Consider the following 17,551-nt stretch of genomic DNA (forward strand, 5'->3'; position numbering starts at 1 on the left):
CTATTCCCGCTCCGCGTCTCCCCGTCCCTCCGTCTCCCCATCTCCCCGTCTCCCATCTCCCCGCTCCCATCTCCCATCTCCTCTACCCCTTATCCAACGTACCTTCCATCGCTGTCTGCAACTCTTGAGTGAGGTCGATGGTGGCTTGCTTGGCTTGGCGGCGACCGCTTTGGTAGCGATCCCAGTAATCGGAGAGGGGGATGGGATTGCCGATCGTCAGGTGGACGCGGCGGTTGCCGAGCATGGGTGGTTTGGTGGATTTTTCGCCTTTGATGAGATTGACTAAATCCCAGAGCAGGAGGGATATTTCGGCAAATCGGTCGATCGTCGGGCGGTCTTTGATATAGGAACTCGCGATCGTGGCGAAGCTTTCGACGATCCGCATGTGCCACATCCGCAAATCGGCTTCACTGGCAATGCGATCGGCCAATCGCCGACTGACTAAAGATAAATTCTGGGGAGATGTCAATTCTTCTCGATAAATCCAGTCCCAGCCAGCTTGTTCGATCTGCCGAGAACGATCGCTTTTAGTACCTTGTGGGATCAGATTAAAATAACCTTCAGATACTTGTAACGCAAACTCAAACAGCATTTGGAGTCGTTGGGAAATCTCGGTGCGCGAGATCGATTGTTCGATCGGGGGACGTTCGGGAATTTCATAACGATAGAACTGGGCGTAGAAATTTTCGATTTGGTACAGCAAATGCTGAGTCAATCGGTAAAACCTGTCGTAGAGTAGCTTTTGCATCGGTCGGCGATCGTTTTGGTCGATCGCGATCAGCGAGTCATGACGATCGACACCCAAGCCGCAGTCTTGTTCTAACTGGTAAATCAGTAGTTCTAATTCGCGCCACGGCTCATCTAAATAATAATATTGAATGCCAAGCGGGACGATCAACACATCTTCTTCTCGACCGACTCGCACTAGCTCCTCCATCGCCTCAAATCCAATCTGAGCGGCTTCTGACTCTAAGGGGCTAACAAACTCACTCAGTCCATTTGTGGCACCTTCTGGGGCGATGGCGAGGGGCATCCGACCGCTAACTAATACATCTTTGGCGGTCTGGAGTCCGACTCGATCGACTCGACCCCGATGGATCGGGATGCCGCCAAGGAGTGGATACCACCGACTGACAATTTTACCCGCCCAGAGGGGAATACCGCGATCGTAGATAAAGTGAGCGAAGATCGGCGGTTTGAGCGAGATCCGATGCTTTCTGGCAGCTTTGGGCAACAGATTTGTCAATAAATACCCCAAACAAGCCGAATCATCGCGACTGGGATGGCGAAATGCCAGTATCAACCGCAATCTGCCCATTTGCGACTGCTTATAGACTTCGACTAATCGATCGATATCGGTGACATCGACTTTCGTAATGCGAAGTTTGGATTTTAACCAGTAAGGCAACACCCAAGTGACTAGCCGCAGCACCCACAGGTTGAATTTAGGTGGTGAAAATGCCAATCTTGGCTGAGCTTTGGTAATTTGGGACATGCGGGATATACTCTCTGACCCCGTAGAGAATAGCTCTAATTGTAAAATTAATCACCGTATAAATGACTGATATTGGGTAAATCTAGGTGTTACCCGTCAATTTAGGTAGCAACTTTACCACGGCAAATTTCAGTTTCTATGCTCTAATTTTAATCACTTTTGCGGCGGCTGACTCGCGGGCGACGCGAATTAATAGTGCCGACTGAATCAATGAGGCGATCGTCGAGCTTCCGCCATAGCTAAACATCGGTAATGGCACACCAGTCGTGGGTAGAACCCCCACGGCAACGCCAATATTAAATAACGACTGGAGAACGATAAAAGTTGTCGCACCCACGGCAATCAGGCGATGGACGGGATGATGGCTGCGCTTGGCAATTAATAAGCCCAAGGTGGCGTAACTCATGACTAGTACCAACAGCAGCACGCTGCCAACTAGTCCAAATTCTTCAGCAAATACCGAGAAAATAAAATCTGTATCTTGAATTGGTAAGTAATCTAATTTTTGGTGAGATAGCCCAAACCCCTTACCTAGAACGCCGCCAGAGCCGATCGCAATCAAGCTTTGGACGAGTTGCAGCCCCTCACCCTGCGCCTGGGGCCACGGATCGAGAAATGACAGCATCCGCGCGCGCTGATACGAGTTGATCGCCAGACTCATCAACGCGACAACAAAGCCACCAACAGCCGTTCCCGTCAGGTGTCGCATGGGCAAACCTGCCGCAAACGCGATCGACCACAACCCCATCCCACACAGGGATGTCGTACTAAGGTTAGGTTGTTTTAAAATTGCGAGTAACCCGATCGCAAATACTACCAGCCAAGTTATCCGCACTTTGCGGGGATAATGTTGCCATCGTCCAAAAATTTTCGCCGCTTGCAACACTAAAAAGGGTTTAATTATTTCTGATGGTTGAATGACGATCGGCCCAATTCCCACCCACCGACTCGCCCCCATCGTCGTTTTACTGATTCCTGGCAGTAAAGTTAGCAGTAGCAACATTACCATTCCTAACAAAATCCAGTGAGAAACTTTTAGTAATTTACTTAGTGGCGAATGGACGATCGCATTAAATAGCAGTAGACTACTAAAAATCCAAAAGACTTGACGCACGGAATAATAGAATCCATCCTTTTGCTCGACCTCCCCATGATAATAGGATGCTGAGAACAAGACAAAGATGCCGAGCGTCAGCCACAAAAAAGTCAGCCACCGCAACAATCGTGCTGTTAACGACCAGTCTTTTACCGTAGGATCGAAAAATGGAAACAAAAGGCGCAAGTTCACAATATGGGCAAGGGGTAAGGTTTTGCACGAATCACAGTAGTCGCGAACTTAGATGCAAACGAAAACTTATCCTATTTAACCACAACATCTATAGATTGGATCTGTCGCTCTGATTCTTAATTAACAATTTCTATTTATACCTAAATTTTCAGAATGTTAAAGAATATCCTAAATTTTCAATGGCAGCGTTGGCAGACTTTATTGTTAGTCTGTGCGATCGCAGTCGGGATTGGCAGTTGTCGCGCGATCGTCCCATCTTCTTCAGCCCAAACCACTAATCAATTAGTTTCGGCAATTCTGAGCGATCCTAAGACTTTTAATGCGGCATTAAGTAATGAATCGCCAAATATCTTTGGCTACGTCGGTGAAGGATTGATTACTGAAGATGGAAAAGGCGAAATTCAACCAGCACTAGCCGAATCTTGGGTCGTTTCGCCAGACAAAAAAAGCATTACCTTTACGCTCAAGCAAAATCTTAAATGGTCGGATGGTGCGCCATTAACGATCGATGATGTGGCGTTTACTTTTAATGAAGTTTTCTTTAATGAAGAAATCCCGACCGATACGCGAGATGTACTCAAAATTGGCAAAGATCGCAAACTACCTGTCATTAAAAAAATCGATGCTAATCGAATCGAATTTACCACTCCAGAACCATTTGCACCCTTCTTACGGACGCTAGGAATTAGTATTCTCCCCGCTCATAAATTACGCCCGACAGTCGTACAAAAAGATAATAAAGGTAAGCCACTATTTTTGAGTACTTGGGGAATTAATACCAAGCCAGCAGACTTGGTTTCTAACGGGATGTTTATGCTTGATTCATATACTCCTGGGGAACGATTAGTTTTTAAAAAGAATCCTTACTATTGGCGTAAGGATGCTCAAGGCAAGCAACAACCCTATATCGATCGAGCAGTCTGGCAAATTGTCGAATCGACCGATACAGCCTTGGTACAGTTTCGATCGGGTGGTTTAGATTCTTATGGAGTATCGCCAGATTTCTTTTCACTACTCAAAAAAGAAGAACAAAAAGGTGGCTATAAAATCTATAATGGTGGGCCAGCAACCGGAACGACTTTTATGTCATTCAATCTCAATGAAGGGGAAAGAGAGGGTAAACCGCTAGTCGATCCGATCAAATCGCGATGGTTTAATAATATCAAATTTCGTCAGGCGATCGCTTATGGTATCAATCGGCAACGGATGATTAATAATATCTATCGCGGTTTGGGTGCGCCCCAAGATTCGCCAATTTCTGTACCTAGTCCTTATTATCTATCTCGCGAACAGGGATTACCCTTTTACGATTATAGTCCCCAAAAAGCTAAGGCATTATTTACCGAAGCAGGCTTTAAATACAACGAACAAAATAAACTCATCGACGATCGCGATAATCCAGTCAGGTTCACATTAATCACCAATTCTGGTAATAAAATCCGCGAGGCATTGGGTACTCAAATCAAACAAGATCTAGCTTTAATTGGCATCGAAGTTGATTTTACACCAGTCGCTTTTAGTCTGTTAATCGATCGGATCGATAATTCACTAGAGTGGGATAGTTTATTAATTGGGTTTACAGGTGGAGCAGAACCAAATGATGGTGCAAACTTCTGGTCTGTAGATGGCGGATCTCATATATTTAACCTCAAACCTGCCAAAGGTAAAACTCAACTTACCGATCGTCGAGTCGCCGATTGGGAGAAGAAAATTGACGATCTTTACATTCAAGCCGCTCAAGAATTAAATGAAGAGAAACGCCGTCAACTATATGGTGAAAGTCAGAAAGTTACTCAAGATAACTTGCCATGTATTTACTTAGTTAATGCTCTATCGCTCTCCGCAATTAAAAATCGCGTTAAAGGGATTGATTATTCACCCATTAATGGGCCATTCTGGAACTTACCATCATTAACGATTAGTGCGGAATAATTCAACCACTCGGCGATCGATCTAAGCTGCCCTTACATCTAAATCAGCCAACTAAATTTTTAAATGGACGGTACAGGACTCGAACCTGTGACAGCCTGCTTGTAAGGCAGGAGCTCTACCAACTGAGCTAACCGTCCGCTTTTTTTGCGCTTATCCAATATACCCGATCGAACAGGTCGAGTCAAGTGGTAAGCTGCAAATACTTTAACAGGGGAACAGGTGCGATGCTACTGTTGCCCATTTCCCGATCGATCTGGCATCCAGATGCGGTAAGATGCGGATCGATCGCCCTAAGATTACAAGATTATCCATAGCTGGTAACCGATGCGTATTGCTCTATTCACTGAAACTTTTTTACCGAAAGTCGATGGCATTGTCACTCGGCTCAAACATACGATCGAGCAACTGCAACGACATGGCGATGATGTCTTGGTTTTTTGCCCTTCAGGTGGGATGACATCTTATCAGGGTGCGAGGATCTATGGATTGTCTGCTTTTCCCTTACCGCTGTATCCCGAACTCAAGTTAGCCTTACCCCGCCCAGAAATCGGTCAAGAATTAGCCAAATTTCAGCCAGATCTAATCCACGTCGTCAATCCAGCAGTTTTAGGGCTAGCTGGAATTTTTTATGCAAAATTGCACGGGATTCCGCTAGTCGCTTCGTACCATACCCATCTCCCCAAATACTTACACCATTACGGATTGGGCATGTTAGAAGGATTATTGTGGGAGTTATTAAAGGGGGCGCACAATCAAGCCGAGTTAAATCTTTGTACTTCTAGTGCGATGGTGCGGGAACTGACCGCGCATGGCATCGAGCGAGTAGATTTATGGCAGCGGGGAGTTGATACCGAAACTTTTCATCCAGCTAGAGCAACGCCCGAAATGCGGCATTATTTGAGCCGAGGTGAGCCTGAGTGCCGCCTATTACTGTATGTAGGTAGACTTGGAGCTGAAAAGGAAATCGAGCGGATTAAGCCTATTTTAGCCGCAATTCCAGGCGCGCGACTAGCGATCGTTGGGGATGGCCCTCATCGCACTTGTTTGGAGAGCTATTTTGCCGATACGCCGACTCATTTTGTAGGTTATTTGGGGGGTGAAAAATTAGCTGCGGCTTATGCTGCGGCGGATGCGTTTATTTTTCCATCACGCACGGAGACGCTGGGATTAGTGCTGCTCGAAGCGATGGCTGCGGGTTGTCCGGCGATCGCCGCCCGATCGGGTGGCATTCCTGATATTATTACAGATGGGCACAATGGCTACTTATTCGATCCTCAAGATCCTCAAGGCGCGATCGTCGCAACTCAAAAACTATTTGCCGATCCGACTGCCAATCTCCAGCTCCGCAAAAATGCCCGCACCGAAGCCGAACGCTGGGGTTGGGCAGCAGCAACAAAGCAATTACAAAAATATTATCAGCAAGTCGTAGGGAATTAGGTGTTAGGTCTTAGGCGTTAGGTGTTAGGTGTTAGGTATTAGGCTTTAGGCTTTAGAACTGCGTTCTAGGTTTCTTCCCCTACACTTTCCACACTCCTCTTACTCCCTACTCCTTACTCCTTACTCCCCCAACTCTCCATTCCCATCATTACTAACTTGCTCCCCGATGCCGAGCTGTTTCTTGCTCCGTTTGAGTCCTTTCCACAGAGCCTTAATCTGTTGGTAAGATTCTTCTGGCGTGAGCTTACCCGCAGTTTCTAGACTACAGATAAAACTGACTCGCTGCGTAAATTCTTGGAGGTTGCTGTTAAAAACCAAATGCTGGGGGGTAAAGTCGCCGTTGTAGCGGTTATTGTTGTATATGAAGAAATCGCTCGGTTTTGACATTAATCTTGCATCCTAAATTGTGGCGGTCCGATCGACAATCGAAAGTTTTGAGGTTGCTGGTACTACCACCTCAGGGAAAACCTACAGAAGATTGATGAGTAAGTCTACAGCCAAATTGACACCCATTGTCTGACATAGCGGCAGTTTGCTTAAATTCTATGCGATGATGCCAATGTAAATTTGTGCCGATCTTAACCTTTTATCGATCTGAGCGATCGCAGATGGAACATTGGCGATTAAGATCTATAGTGTTGACTATCGATAAATACACACAATCCTGGCCAATTTGTAGGTCAAAAATTGGTTTCGTTCCCATAATTCTAACTATTTCAGCATGAATTGTCATCCACAGATTTACGAAGGTAAGGCAAAAATTCTCTACGCCACAGACGATCCAGAGATCTTACTAGCTTACTTTAAGGATGATGCTACCGCCTTTAACGCCCAAAAGCGCGGCACGATCGTCGGTAAAGGCGAAATTAACTGTCAGATTGCCGCACACTTGTTTCGGGCGATCGAAGCACGGGGCATTGCCACCCATTATATCGATTGTCCATCTACTCATGAGATGCGAGTTAAATCGGTAAAAATTATCCCGATCGAAGTTGTCGTTCGTAATATTGCGGCGGGAAGTTTATGCCAACAGACTGGGATTGCTTTAGGGACGATTTTACCACAACCATTAGTAGAATTTTTCTATAAAAATGATGCTTTAGGCGATCCGTTATTGACGCGCGATCGATTACTATTAATGGAATTGGCAACCCCAGAGCAAATCGAGATCTTAGCTGCTAAGGCAATTGAAATCGATCGGATCTTGCAAGAATTTTTTCAACAGTGTGGAATTACGCTGGTTGATTTTAAGATTGAATTTGGTGTAGACAAGCACCAGCAAATTTTACTAGCTGATGAAATTAGTCCCGATAGTTGTCGGTTATGGTTGACTGGGGAACCCGATGCCAATTTACGAGTCTTAGATAAAGATCGGTTCCGCCGGGATCTGGGTAATGTTGAGGATGCTTATCAACAAGTATTAGCCAGAGTTTTAGGAGTCAAAGAGTAGAGTGCAGCGGACAACTAGGATAGAGACTATTATGCCCTCTAGCTAGCGATCGCTACCGCTATATATAATACAAATAAATGAAATTTAAATCTAAATTACTGTCGATCGTTACAGTTGCGACGATCGTGCAGCTAGCTCACACCGTCACGGCAACCGCACAATCCGCTCCCAATTTACAACGGAGCGGTTATACAAATGAGAAAATCCTCTCGTCTAGTAGTTTAGCAGGGTTGAGATCGCCAAATACATCGATCGCGGCTGCCACTAACTCACAGCCATCGGTGCGATCCGAGATTCCCACCGCTAAAGAATTACTCGCCCAAACTACACGACGCAAAACTCGCACACCAGTCAAAAAACCCGCCGCCGTTACCACCCCAACTACGCCGCCACAGAGCCAAGCACCTGCGACACCTGCAACTACACCCGATCGCAAGCAGGTCTTAGTTTCCGATATTATTATCAAAAATCCTAAAGGTACCTTAGCACCAGAGCTAGAGTCAAAAATTCGGCAAATTCTGACTGTCAAAGCCGGACAACCCACAACTCGCGAACAATTAGAGCAAAACCTCAATGCAATTAAAGCTCTAGGTGCCTTCTCTGCGGTCGAAATCATCCCCGAAGATACTGCCAAAGGGGTCAGACTCAGTTTCTTAGTCACGCCTTACGGAAACCTCGCACAGGTGCAAATTAGAACGTTGCCAGCTAATAGCAGCACCGTCCTCAAGCAAGCCGATGTCGATAGTTTATTTAAGAGCCAGTATGGCAAGCAATTAAATGCTGTCGATCTTCAAGCCGCTATCAAACAATTAAATCAACTTTACCAACAGCAGGGCTATAACCTCGCTCAAGTGGTAGATGTCGAAGAACTCGGTGCCGATGGCAAACTAACTCTGGTCATCGCTGAAGGACTGATTGAAGATGTCCAGGTGCGCTTTTTGAATAAAGAAGGTTCCTTAGTTGACGACAAGAAAAAACCGATTACAGGTAACACTCGCCCCTTTATTGTCACCCGCGAAGCTGAATTAAAACCGGGCAAAATTTTTAACCGCAATACTGCTGAAAAAGATTTGCGGCGGATTTATGGATTGGGGATTTTTGACGATGTGCGCGTATCTTTTGCTTCAGGTACCGATCCAGCACGAGTAATATTACAATTTAACGTCATCGAGCGAAAAACTTCTTCGATTATTGCGGGGGGTGGGATCAGTTCGACCAATGGTTTATTTGGAAGCATCAGTTATAACCAACTCAATGTTGGGGGTAACGCTCAGAAATTAGGAGCCGAACTGCAAATTGGTACCAGGGATTTACTCTACGACCTTAACTTCTCAGATCCGTGGATTGCTACCGATCCCAATCGGACATCTTACAATGCGAATGTCTTTCAACGTCGATCGTTATCGTTAGTATACGGCGGTGGTAAAACACCAACTTTCGTACCCGGAACTACCGACACGCCGACAATTTTCAGGCAGGGTGGCGGAATTACCTTCAGTCGTCCGCTCAATGGCGATCCGTTTACCGATAGTGCTTGGCGCGGCTCTCTGGGCGTACAATATCAGCGCGTGTCTATTCGCGATATCAATGGTAGTGCGATCGTTCCTAAAGATGATAAAGGTAACGATCTGAGCTTTAGTAAAACTGGTCAAGACGATCTGTTGATGGTACAGTTGGGGCTGACTCAAGATTTACGTAATAGTTTCACCGATCCGACTCAAGGCACATTGCTCAAATTGGGGCTGGATCAATCGGTGCCAGTGGGAACCGGGAATATCTTTATGACCAGAGCCAGAGCGAGTTTTACCAATTACACGCCAGTGAAGTTGATTAACTTTACACCAGGTTCGCAAGCATTAGTGTTTAACGTTCAAGGTGGTACGATTTTGGGCGATTTACCACCTTATGAAGCCTTTAGCTTAGGTGGTACCAGCTCGGTACGCGGATATGAGGATGGCGATGTTGGTGCGGGACGCAGCTACCTTCAGGCAACAGCCGAATATCGCTTCCCGCTGATTTCGATTGTCGGTGGTGAAATCTTTGCCGATTATGGTAGCGATTTGGGTACTGGCAGTAGCGTTCCAGGCAATCCCGGCGGCGTTCGGGGCAAACCTGGTAACGGTTTTGGCTATGGTGCTGGCATCCGGATCAATTCGCCCATCGGCCCAATTCGGATCGATTACGCGCTCAATAATCGTTCGGAAACCCGGATTCAATTTGGGATTGGAGAAAGATTCTAAGTTTATAATCGATCGCAGGAGATTTAGGTAAGGGCAATTTATAGATCGCCCCTGCCTAGATTGAGGCTTTATCGAATTTTGGTTAAGCGGTGTTGACTAATCTATTTAAATTATTATCGATCGGGTTATTAGTCTGGTGCGTAAAGATGGCTCCAGCTAGTGCCCAATTTTGTCGTCAGGTAGACGGACATCGGATTTGTATTCTCAAAATCGAGCGGAGTGCGAAGAATTACTGGCAATATCAGGCAATGGTGAGTACCGACGGCATCGAACGACCGACGGCATCTTATGATTGTCGAGATCGATCGATAACCGAACCTGATGGGAATATGTCATTATTTCGATCGCGCAAAGATGGCGATCTTGTCTGTAGTCTCTATCGAGCTAGAGGCTAAATTACCCAGGCACTATAGTCAGAGCAGATTCTCTAGCCGCCGATCGATTCGTAAGTCATTCGATCGCCAGATCCCCGCGCCGCGATATACTGGTAGGGAAAATTACACTCATATTTTTCTCTCATCACCAACCTAACCTCAGCAATTAACGAAGGGCGGCTATATGAATTCAGGTATTGACCTTCAAGGGACTTTTATCCAATCCCTCAGCGACTTTGGTATTTCTGCCGAACTGGCAAAAGTTCTGTGGATGCCGTTTCCGATGTTGCTGATGATTATTGGTGCCACAGTTGGCGTACTCGTCAATGTCTGGTTAGAGCGGAAAATTTCCGCCGCCGTCCAACAGCGGATCGGCCCAGAATATGCTGGCCCACTGGGGGTACTCCAACCAGTTGCCGATGGTTTGAAGCTAGTATTTAAAGAAGATATTACCCCCGCCAATGCCGATCCGATTCTCTTCACCGTCGGGCCGATTTTGGTCGTTCTCCCGGTATTTATCTCGTATTTGATCGTTCCCTTCGGTCAGAATTTAGTAATTACCAACGTTAATACAGGCGTATTTTTGTGGATTGCATTATCTAGCGTCGTGCCGATTGGCTTGTTGATGTCTGGATATGCCTCTAATAATAAGTATTCGCTCATTGGTGGCCTGCGTGCCGCCGCTCAATCGATTAGCTACGAAATTCCGCTGGCATTATCGGTACTAGCGATCGTATTAATGTCTAATAGTCTGAGTACGATCGATATCGTGCATCAACAATCTGGTTACGGTATCCTCTCTTGGAATATTTGGCGACAACCCGTCGGATTTGTCATTTTCTGGATTGCAGCATTAGCCGAGTGCGAACGTTTGCCCTTCGACCTTCCAGAGGCTGAGGAAGAGCTAGTAGCTGGCTATCAGACCGAATACTCCGGCATGAAGTTCGCCCTCTTCTACATCGCTTCCTACGTTAATCTAGTATTGTCGGCACTACTAGTGGCGATCCTGTATCTGGGTGGGTGGTCGAGTCCAGTTCCGATCGAATTAATTAGCAATGTCCTCGGTGTCGATCCTACTACTTCCTGGGTACAAGTCGTCGATGCATCGTTAGGAATTACGATGACTGTCCTCAAAGCCTATTTCTTAGTCTTCCTCGCCATTCTCACCCGCTGGACAGTCCCCCGCGTCCGCATCGACCAACTCCTCAATCTCGGCTGGAAATTTCTCCTACCCATCTCTCTAGCCAATCTCCTAATTACCGCCGCACTCAAGCTTGCCTTTCCTAACGCTTTTGGCGGGTAATTAATTAGGCTTTAGGCTTTAGGCTTTAGGTTTTAGGTTTTGGAACTATGTTCCATACTTTAGAAGCAATTTTACTTCTTACTTCTTACTCCTTACTTCTTACTTCTTACTCTCCCCACCTCCCATCTGTCATGTTGAAATTTCTCAAACAAGTAGTCGATTACGGTAAAGAAACAGCTCAAGCGGCTAAATATATCGGTCAAGGATTGGCTGTTACCTTCGACCACATGCAACGCCGTCCGATTACGGTTCAGTATCCTTATGAAAAGCTAATTCCATCCGAACGGTTTCGGGGACGGATTCATTTTGAATTTGATAAATGTATCTCCTGCGAAGTCTGCGTGCGGGTATGTCCGATCAACTTACCCGTAGTTGATTATGAGTTCGACAAAGCTACCAAGAAAAAGAAACTCAATAGTTATAGTATCGATTTTGGGGTGTGTATCTTTTGCGGTAATTGTGTCGAATATTGTCCGACCAATTGCCTATCGATGACTGAAGAATACGAAATGGCAACATTCGATCGACACCAACTTAATTATGATAGTGTCGCTCTAGGTCGCCTACCAACTAAAGTAACTGACGATCCGATGGTGACTGCACTGCGGACGATGGCATACTTACCAAAAGGTGTGATGGAACCTCACGATTTGCCTGCTGGTTCTCAACGTGCTAACAGCAATAAATAAGTACAAAGCCGATCTTATTAGCTGCGAATAAGATCGGCAGATCGAACCAAATAATTGAGACTTACACATAATTAATAACAATGGAAATTGCTGAAGGCGTTCGATTAGTTACATTTGGCATTCTCTCTGTCATGATGCTGGGAGCAGCTTTGGGTGTAGTTTTATTTGCGAATATTGTTTATTCTGCCTTCTTGTTAGGCGGAGTATTTATTAGTATGGCCGGAATTTATATTCTGCTCAATGCTGATTTTGTGTCGGCGGCACAAATTTTAGTGTATGTCGGTGCGGTAAATGTACTGATCTTATTTGCCATTATGTTGGTAAATAAACGCGAAGATTTCAAACCAATGAAAAATGCTTGGATCAGACAAGGATCGACAGCAGTAGTTTGTGCTGGTTTGTTCGCACTATTGAGTTCTGTATCGATCGTGACACCGTGGAAAATTTCCACAACAATGCCGTTAACTAGCACCGTCGTCCCGATCGCCAAGCATTTTTTCACTGATTTTCTGTTACCATTCGAGCTGGCTTCAGTATTACTATTGATGTCGATGATCGGTGCGATCGTCTTGGCACGAAGAGACTTTATGCCAGACAGTGCTATTGTGGGCACTTCGACTCAAGATAGTTTGACACTTCCCGAACGTCCGAGAGAGTTGGTGGGAATTGAAAAGTAATCGGTAATAAGTAACAAGAAAATTCATATTATGCTGCAACTACCATATTTTCTAATTTTAGCCGCCGCACTATTCTGTATCGGCATTTATGGGCTGGTAATCAGTCGTAACGCCGTCCGCGTCTTAATGTCGATCGAACTAATGTTAAATGCTGTCAATTTAAACCTGATGGGATTTTCTAACTATATCGATCCTGTCGAGATTAAGGGACAAGTATTCACGATTTTTGTAATTGCGATCGCCGCTGCTGAAGCTGCTGTCGGACTAGCAATCGTGCTATCGATTTATCGCAACCGCGATACTGTAGATATGGAACAATTTAACTTACTCAAGTGGTAATACTTGCTTTTTAGTGTCAAGTTAGACATCTGGAGTGAGTGAATAGTGGATAGTGGATAGGCGATCTGCTATCCATATTAAAAACCCGTTCAGACATACTCATTTTAAAATGGCACTATTTAAGTGCATCGACTGTCAGGTTGTTGACGACATCATGCGGATTGCAGCAGTTTTATTTTTAAAAACTACCATCACCAATCTCAACTTTCATAACAAGAATTGCTGTCGATTGACAACTTACGATTAATTGTGATGTATTCTTTTTGGCAACGGCTGACATTATCCGATCTATCCCCCAATATTTGGGTTGATGCTAGCTACATTCATCGCTGGGTGGGGAGCCTGCGATCTTGGCGACAGCAGAGCTGGGTGATGCAGTGGGGCGATGAAATTGGGGCAATTCTGACTTCATTTGTCTTTATTTTAGCCCCCTTTGAAAAGTCTATCCCTGGATTGTCTACCGAAACAGTCGGGTTGCTAATGGCTGCGGTGGCTGCTTTCTGGGTATTATTGACTCTCTGTGACGATCGAACTGGGGGCATTACACCCATTCATGTTGCTATTCTATTATTTTGGGCGGTATCGGCGATTGCGACTGGTTTATCGCCAGTACGAGATGCGGCAATGGGCGGATTGAGTAAACTTAGCCTATACCTATTATTATTTGTGATGTTGGCGCGGTTGTGTCGATCGAGTCGAATTCGGAACTGGCTGATTGCCATTTATTTACACATCGCGCTATTCGTGAGCGTCTATGGCGTTCATCAGTCGATTTATGGTGCCAAACAGTTGGCAACGTGGGTAGATGCTGAGTCTACACTGGCTAAAACGACGCGAGTGTATAGCTATATTTTAAACCCCAATCAGTTAGCCGCCTATCTCTTACCGGCGATCGCATTTAGTGTCGCCGCCTGTTTTATCTGGCGCGGCTGGCTCCAAAAAACACTGGCGATGGTAATGGTAGTGACAAATACTTACTGCTTGCAGGCGACATACGCTCGTGGTGCCTGGGTTGGGGCATTAGTCGGGATTTTTGTTGGTGCTGCCTTAGTTTATTATTGGTTGCGACCGACATTGCCTAAATTTTGGAAATCTTGGGGATTGCCGCTAGCATTAGGCGTTATTATTGTCCTCGGCGGACTGATAATGTTAGCGATTCCGATGTTGCGCGATCGGGTGTTGAGTATTTTTAGCGGTAGTAAAGATAGTAGTAATAACGTCCGGCTCGAAGTCTGGAAGGCAGTCGGCAAAATGATTCGCGATCGACCCCTACTGGGCTTTGGGCCGGGAGATCGCGTGTTTAAGAAGATTTATCCTATTTACCAAACTAGCCCCCGCTTCAGTGCCACAGGTGCCTACTCAATTTTTCTCGAAACGATCGTCGAAATTGGTTATCTGGGGTTTGCCTGTCTGATCTGGGCACTGCTAGTCACGTTTAACTGCGGGATTCAAGGTTTGCGCCGATTGCGCTCCACCGCAGATCCACAGGCTTTTTGGCTGATGGCGGCAATGGTTTCGATGGTAGCGGCACTCTTTCAAGGAGCTACCGATACCGTCTGGTATCGCCCCGATATTCAAACCCTATGGTGGTTGACAATTGGGATTATCGCTAGTTTTTATCCAGGAGTGACGGAACGAGATCTAGAAGCACCCCCTACCAACGATCTCCTTCCTTCATATTCTGTCGATGCCTAACCTTTTTGCCCTGATTCCTGGCTCGAATTGGCGACATCCCAATCCTCAGCTCCAAGCTCCGTGGAAATTTGCCAGGATTGGCTTCTTAATTTTTCCAGTACTTCCGGCGATCGCTGTATTTCCGATTTTTATTGCCTTAGTATTAACTTGGGCGAGAGCTAGACCAGAAATTCTCCGCCATCGGTTAAATTGGGGACTGGCGGGATGGGCGATCTGGTCGATTTTTGTGTCGCTATTTGCCGTGTCTCCTGGCGATGCGCTATTGGGATTGACAAATTTGTTGCCTCATTTCGGCTTCTTTGCGGCTTATAGCGTGCTGATTCAGACAACCGCGCAATTACGTCAGCTAGCGTGGATTTTCTTAATATCTGCCATTCCCATTATTCTGCTGGGGTTTGGTGAGTTATGGCTGGATTGGGGGAGTGAAATTTCAGTAATGGATACGCCGATTCGCTTGTGGGGACTGAATCCTGGCGGTAATCCCCTCGGACGGATGGCATCGTTATTCGGCTATGCCACCGGATTGGCTGAATACTTGCAAATGGTGTTTATGATGGCTCTGGGATTGTGGGTAGATACCTGGGAAAGTCGCGGTGATGACGATTCGCAATTTCTACATCGCAAACAGCCCCAGGAGATCTGGAAATCGCCCAGATTAATTTACCTGAGCGGGTTTTTACTAATGTGTGGAGTCGCCTTAATTCTGACTAGTTCGCGATCGGCGTGGGGTGGTGCGATCGCGAGTATATTAATATTTGCCGTCTATCTGTCTTGGTATTGGCTGCTCGGTTTAGTTTCTGCACTGATGGCAGTTATTTTTAGTTCGGCATACGCGCCATCGCCATTAAAAGAACCCTTACGAGCGATCGTACCGCGTTATTTTTGGGCGAGAATTACCGATGAAATGTATCCAGATCGCCCTGGTGCGCTGACGCGGGCGGCGCAGTTTAAATTCGCCTGGAAACTCATTCGAGAACGCCCGATTACTGGGTGGGGAATGCAGAGTTTCGGTCAACTATATCAAGCTGACAGCGGCATCTGGATCGGTCAGCCGCACAACATTTTACTAATGTTATCATCTAGCCTCGGCATTCCCGCAACGATCGGGTTAGTGGCGATCGTCGGCTGGGTTGTCGCCCGTGGTACCATGCTGTTTCTCGATTTTCCGATCGACTGGCGACACTCCCGCACGATCTTTTTTACCTTTCTAATGGCGTTTGGAGGGTTTATCACGTTTAACATGACCGATGTCACCCTACCCGATCTGCGGTTAAATACGCTAGCTTGGTTATTACTGTCAAGTATTTGTGGCTTATTTTACCAATCCCAACTTTCCACCGCGCGTAGGTAAATTTCCCTAAATCATTTTGGATTTTGGATTTTGCGGATGCGCGCTCGTCGGGTTTCCCGACGGTTCAGCGCACCAAGCAGCGACTCAAATCACGCGGAGGTTCCCTCCGCATGTGTTTGAGTCAAGACGGATTTTGGATACTTTTCCTTACGGAGACGCTACGCTACGGCTACGCGAAAGTCGCAAGTTTTGGATTGTGCAGACAGGAGAGGCTACGCCAACGCGCTATCCCCTAAAACCTAAAGCCTAAAACCTAACACCTATCCCCTATTGCCTGGTGAATAGCAAACAGCAGCAAACTTACTACGAAATTTTAGGCGTGTATCCGAGTGCGGATCCAATCGAAATTCGTCGTGCTTATCGAGAATTGAGCAAAAAATATCATCCCGACACCACGATCTTAGCCACCGCCATCGCCACAGTCAAATTTCAAGCCCTAAACGAAGCCTACGCCGCCATCAGCCATCCCGAACGTCGATCGGCTTACGATTTAGAGATCGGCTACTCGCGGCTCTTTGTAGTCCAACCTCCCCCCAACTTTCAGACATTAACACCCCGCCCGGATAATTACCGCTCTTCAGCATATCTCGATGCGACCGATCGACCCCTATCTGGCGGCGAAATTTTTGCAATCTTTATGTTGGCGGTTACCTTTATCGGCTGTCTGGTATTAGCCATCTCGATCGGAATTATCAGAGGAGAATTGGGTTAATTCACATCTTGCCCCAAGACCCCACTTTTCGCTATCCACTATCTACTAAGACACTATTAACTTCGTTTTAATGCAAGATGTGAGTTAATTACGTTCGACAAAGGCAAACTTCAAACCTTGGCATTCAAGATCGGCAAGAATCCGATCGTAGGCTTCTAGATCCCAGAGCGTCCATTTTGCCGTATCTTGCGGATTTCGACCGGGTAAAATTGCTGGATTGGCTGCTAAAAACTCCTTCAGGCTATGGATCGTCTGACGAGCGACGTTTGGCTCGTGCCAGCGAGTTTGGGTGGCGAGAACGGCGATTTCCGCCCGCATTGCTGAAGCGAGTACCGCATTGCCTTCGGCTTCGGCTTCCTGACGCAGCAACCGATAGGCTTTGGTGTCTTTATAAATAAAATTCTCTAGCTTTTTAACACCTAAATCTTTGGCGATCCGATCGAGTTGACCCAATAATTGGGGTACTGTAGTGCCGTAAACTAATCCTGCCGATCGATCGCCCATCGTTGTCGGTAATGGTGCGATTGCGCCGTGTTCGAGTTCGATTGTCAGCCAGTATGCCATAAAAG

At 46.2% G+C, this 17,551-nt stretch carries 17 protein-coding genes and 1 tRNA gene; 13 read left to right on the top strand and 5 right to left on the bottom strand.

The genetic code is table 11. The annotated features are described in order from the left end of the window. Window positions 1-82 precede the first annotated feature (82 nt). Together Q0R35_RS18840 and Q0R35_RS18845 are read right to left on the bottom strand one after the other, a co-directional pair. Window positions 83-1,495, bottom strand: coding sequence for a 1-acyl-sn-glycerol-3-phosphate acyltransferase (locus Q0R35_RS18840; RefSeq protein ID WP_295622108.1), 1,413 nt, complete (start codon window positions 1,493-1,495; stop codon window positions 83-85). A gap of 136 nt (window positions 1,496-1,631) precedes the next feature. Beyond that, complete coding sequence (locus tag Q0R35_RS18845; protein ID WP_295622109.1) at window positions 1,632-2,783, bottom strand: FtsW/RodA/SpoVE family cell cycle protein; 1,152 nt, start codon at window positions 2,781-2,783, stop codon at window positions 1,632-1,634. 153 nt (window positions 2,784-2,936) lie between these two features. On the opposite strand from Q0R35_RS18845, the gene Q0R35_RS18850 reads away from it, so the two are divergent. Continuing rightward, window positions 2,937-4,715 carry an ABC transporter substrate-binding protein gene (locus Q0R35_RS18850; protein ID WP_295622110.1) on the top strand — a complete coding sequence of 593 codons (1,779 nt, stop codon included), beginning with the start codon at window positions 2,937-2,939 and terminating at the stop codon, window positions 4,713-4,715. 64 nt (window positions 4,716-4,779) lie between these two features. On the opposite strand, the gene Q0R35_RS18855 is transcribed toward Q0R35_RS18850, so the two are convergent. Further along, window positions 4,780-4,852: transfer RNA gene (locus tag Q0R35_RS18855), tRNA-Val, on the bottom strand. Between the two features lie 187 nt (window positions 4,853-5,039). Here Q0R35_RS18855 and Q0R35_RS18860 point away from each other — a divergent pair. Then, entirely contained in the window at window positions 5,040-6,152 is a 1,113-nt protein-coding gene (locus Q0R35_RS18860) for a glycosyltransferase family 1 protein (RefSeq protein WP_295622112.1), read from the top strand. 120 nt (window positions 6,153-6,272) lie between these two features. Here Q0R35_RS18860 and Q0R35_RS18865 read toward each other — a convergent pair whose 3' ends face one another. Continuing rightward, on the bottom strand, window positions 6,273-6,539 hold the full coding sequence (locus tag Q0R35_RS18865; RefSeq protein WP_295622113.1) for a hypothetical protein: 267 nt from the start codon (window positions 6,537-6,539) through the stop codon (window positions 6,273-6,275). A 334-nt stretch (window positions 6,540-6,873) separates the two neighbouring features. Here Q0R35_RS18865 and purC point away from each other — a divergent pair, with 334 nt between their 5' ends. The 11 genes from purC (at window position 6,874) to Q0R35_RS18920 (ending at window position 16,982) form a co-directional block, all read left to right on the top strand. Beyond that, window positions 6,874-7,602: a phosphoribosylaminoimidazolesuccinocarboxamide synthase gene (gene purC, locus Q0R35_RS18870; RefSeq protein ID WP_295622114.1), complete on the top strand. Its 729-nt coding sequence runs from the start codon at window positions 6,874-6,876 to the stop codon at window positions 7,600-7,602. Between the two features lie 77 nt (window positions 7,603-7,679). Then, complete coding sequence (locus Q0R35_RS18875) at window positions 7,680-9,842, top strand: BamA/TamA family outer membrane protein (RefSeq protein ID WP_295622115.1); 2,163 nt, start codon at window positions 7,680-7,682, stop codon at window positions 9,840-9,842. Window positions 9,843-9,934: 92 nt separating this feature from the next. Next, on the top strand, window positions 9,935-10,237 hold the full coding sequence (locus Q0R35_RS18880) for a hypothetical protein (RefSeq protein WP_295622117.1): 303 nt from the start codon (window positions 9,935-9,937) through the stop codon (window positions 10,235-10,237). A 163-nt stretch (window positions 10,238-10,400) separates the two neighbouring features. After that, window positions 10,401-11,519, top strand: a complete 1,119-nt coding sequence (gene nuoH / locus Q0R35_RS18885; RefSeq protein WP_295622119.1) for an NADH-quinone oxidoreductase subunit NuoH — start codon at window positions 10,401-10,403, stop codon at window positions 11,517-11,519. A gap of 131 nt (window positions 11,520-11,650) precedes the next feature. Continuing rightward, window positions 11,651-12,208, top strand: a complete 558-nt coding sequence (ndhI, locus tag Q0R35_RS18890; RefSeq protein WP_295622120.1) for an NAD(P)H-quinone oxidoreductase subunit I — start codon at window positions 11,651-11,653, stop codon at window positions 12,206-12,208. 80 nt (window positions 12,209-12,288) lie between these two features. Beyond that, window positions 12,289-12,885: an NADH-quinone oxidoreductase subunit J gene (locus tag Q0R35_RS18895; protein ID WP_295622121.1), complete on the top strand. Its 597-nt coding sequence runs from the start codon at window positions 12,289-12,291 to the stop codon at window positions 12,883-12,885. Between the two features lie 33 nt (window positions 12,886-12,918). Beyond that, window positions 12,919-13,224 (top strand): NADH-quinone oxidoreductase subunit NuoK, encoded by a 306-nt coding sequence (nuoK, locus tag Q0R35_RS18900; RefSeq protein WP_295622145.1) that lies wholly within the window; start codon window positions 12,919-12,921, stop codon window positions 13,222-13,224. Window positions 13,225-13,333: 109 nt separating this feature from the next. After that, a complete protein-coding gene (locus tag Q0R35_RS18905; protein WP_295622122.1) occupies window positions 13,334-13,471 on the top strand; it encodes a hypothetical protein in 138 nt (45 codons plus the stop codon). 5 nt (window positions 13,472-13,476) lie between these two features. Continuing rightward, a complete protein-coding gene (locus tag Q0R35_RS18910; RefSeq protein WP_295622123.1) occupies window positions 13,477-14,919 on the top strand; it encodes an IctB family putative bicarbonate transporter in 1,443 nt (480 codons plus the stop codon). Further along, window positions 14,912-16,270 carry an O-antigen ligase gene (locus Q0R35_RS18915; protein ID WP_295622124.1) on the top strand — a complete coding sequence of 453 codons (1,359 nt, stop codon included), beginning with the start codon at window positions 14,912-14,914 and terminating at the stop codon, window positions 16,268-16,270. Before Q0R35_RS18910 ends, Q0R35_RS18915 begins: the two co-directional genes overlap by 8 nt. A 277-nt stretch (window positions 16,271-16,547) precedes the next feature. Further along, window positions 16,548-16,982, top strand: a complete 435-nt coding sequence (locus Q0R35_RS18920) for a J domain-containing protein (protein WP_295622126.1) — start codon at window positions 16,548-16,550, stop codon at window positions 16,980-16,982. An 84-nt stretch (window positions 16,983-17,066) separates the two neighbouring features. Here Q0R35_RS18920 and Q0R35_RS18925 read toward each other — a convergent pair whose 3' ends face one another. Next, window positions 17,067-17,546, bottom strand: a complete 480-nt coding sequence (locus tag Q0R35_RS18925; protein WP_295622127.1) for a hypothetical protein — start codon at window positions 17,544-17,546, stop codon at window positions 17,067-17,069. Window positions 17,547-17,551 lie beyond the last annotated feature (5 nt).

This window comes from Chamaesiphon sp. GL140_3_metabinner_50 (assembly GCF_025361915.1).
Lineage (GTDB): Bacteria > Cyanobacteriota > Cyanobacteriia > Cyanobacteriales > Chamaesiphonaceae > Chamaesiphon.